The sequence below is a fragment of the Haladaptatus sp. genome (assembly GCF_049589095.1).
Classification (GTDB): Archaea; Halobacteriota; Halobacteria; order Halobacteriales; family Haladaptataceae; genus Haladaptatus.
Map to the genome: position 1 here is coordinate 1 of NZ_JBAWAC010000508.1, position 1,704 is coordinate 1,704.

2 protein-coding genes are annotated in these 1,704 nt (G+C 66.4%); one reads left to right on the forward strand and one right to left on the reverse strand.

Annotated features, from left to right (window positions below; genetic code table 11):
- Positions 1 to 30 precede the first annotated feature (30 nt).
- Positions 31 to 1,059 carry an NAD(+)/NADH kinase gene (locus tag WBV42_RS15795; protein ID WP_423986871.1) on the forward strand — a complete coding sequence of 343 codons (1,029 nt, stop codon included), beginning with the start codon at positions 31 to 33 and terminating at the stop codon, positions 1,057 to 1,059.
- A gap of 11 nt (positions 1,060 to 1,070) precedes the next feature.
- Here the strand turns inward: WBV42_RS15795 and WBV42_RS15800 are convergent.
- Positions 1,071 to 1,704, reverse strand: a 634-nt coding sequence (locus tag WBV42_RS15800; protein ID WP_423986870.1) for a 2-oxo acid dehydrogenase subunit E2, incomplete at its 5' end; no start/stop codon positions are given.

Consider the following 1,704-nt stretch of genomic DNA (forward strand, 5'->3'; position numbering starts at 1 on the left):
CGTGAAGGCGGCGATCGACCGCATCGTCTAGTGTCCCCGACAGTCGGTCTTATCGTCAACCCCGTCGCCGGACGGGACATCCGGCGACTGACAGGCGGGGCGAGCGTCAGTAGCAACTACGCGAAACGCCGCACGGCACATTGCGTCCTCGAAGGACTCCGGATCGCCGACGGTTCCGAGGTTCTCGTCATGCCGGACAACGCCGGACTCGCGGAGAGAATCGTCACTGGTGCGCCGGACGACCTCGCTATCGACATGCTGGACATGGCCGTCACGGATTCCGGACGTGATACGCGAAACGCCGCCGAACGGTTTTCGACCGCGGCCGACGCCGTGGTCGTCCTCGGTGGCGACGGCACCAATCGGGACGTCGCCGTCGGCATCGGCGAGGTTCCGATGGTGAGTATCTCGACCGGAACGAACAACGTGGTTCCCACGCCGGTCGATGGGACGATCGCCGGAGCCGCCGCGGGGTTCGTTGCGAGCGGCGCGGTCCCGGTGTCCGAGACGACGGTTCGCCACGGCACCGTCGAAGCGGTCGTGGACGATGGAACGGAGGAACGACGACTTCGCGGACTGGCGACGGTCGGCGTCCTCGACCAGCAGTTCGTCGGAACTCGGGCAATCCTCGATCCGGAAGACATCATCGGCGGCGTCGTCTCGCGGGCGTCGCCCGCGGAAATCGGCCTCTCGGCCATCGCTGGGGGGTTCGAGACGCACCGTCCGGACGAACCGGGCGGCATCGGCTTCAGACTTGAGGATCGAAGTGAACCACCGTTGGAAAACGAGTCGTCTCTCTGCCCGTCACAGGAGGTGCGTGCGGTCACCGTCCCCGGAGTCGTTTCGGACGTTTCCATCGCGGAATTCCGTCGGTTGGACGACGGGGAAGCGTTCGCGTTCGATGTCTCCAGCGGCGTCGTCAGCGCCGACGGCGAACGGGAACTAGAAGTCCGGGACGCGTCGGTTCGTCTCCGCCCTGTGAGCGACGGTCCGCGCCTCGTCCGAATCGACGCGGCGATCGAGCGAGCGGCCGACGCGGGCTATTTTCGCGCCGAGTAAGTCCCTTTTCCTCATTTTTCGCCCGCCGCGATGACGAGCGGCCACGGGTTTTCGACGTGTTCGACCAACGTCCCGAGGAACCGCGCGGCGTCTGCGCCATCGACGATACGGTGGTCGAACGAGAGCGAAAACGAGATCCGCTTACGGACGGCGACCCCGTCGTCGTCGGTCGGAACCACTTCGCGCCGTATCGCGTTGACGCCGAGGATGGCGATCTGCGGCGGGTTGATGACGGGGTCGAACCGCTCGACGCCGAGGACGCCGAGGTTCGAGACGGTTATCGTGCCGCCGGTGAGGTCGTCCATCGTGAACTCCCCGGAGAGCGCGCGGTTGGTGACTTTCCGCCGTTCCTCGGCGAGGTTGGCGAGCGACATCGAATCGACGTCGCGGATGACCGGTGCGATGAGTCCGGCGTCGATATCGACGGCGACGCAGATGTCGTGTGACTCGTGGAGCCGATGGACCTCATCCTCGAACGTTGCGTTGAACTCGGGATGGGCGTCGAGCGCGGCCGACAGCGCCGTCAGCAGGACGTCGGTCACGGACACGTCCGGGGAAAGGGCCTCGTCGGCGGCCGACGCCGCGGCGAGTAACTCCTCGGCATCCGCGGTGCGGTGTTCGGTGACGTGCACCGCCGTGCTGGCG